At 44.7% G+C, this 266-nt stretch carries 1 protein-coding gene; it reads left to right on the plus strand.

Annotated features, from left to right (window positions below):
• A partial coding sequence (locus tag SB725_RS31655) for a GAD domain-containing protein (protein WP_410923387.1) occupies positions 1–266 on the plus strand: 266 nt, incomplete at both ends.

Raw genomic sequence — 266 nt, forward strand, 5'->3', positions numbered from 1 at the left:
GTATTCCATTGAAACTGGTTGACGTTGCAGATTTGATGAAAGACGTCGATTTCAAAGTATTTGCTGGCCCTGCTAACGATCCTAAAGGTCGTGTGGCTGCTCTACGTATTCCTGGTGGCGCATCATTAAGCCGTAAGCAAATCGATGCTTATACCAAGTTTGTTGGTATTTATGGCGCACGCGGTTTGGCTTATATCAAAGTCAATGACGCTAGCAGCGTTAACAACGGTGTGGATAAAGAGTCTGGCTTACAGTCTCCAATCATC

Origin of the sequence: Pseudomonas sp. SIMBA_041 (genome assembly GCF_046535095.1) — a bacterium.
Classification (GTDB): domain Bacteria; phylum Pseudomonadota; class Gammaproteobacteria; order Pseudomonadales; family Pseudomonadaceae; genus Aquipseudomonas; species Aquipseudomonas mucoides.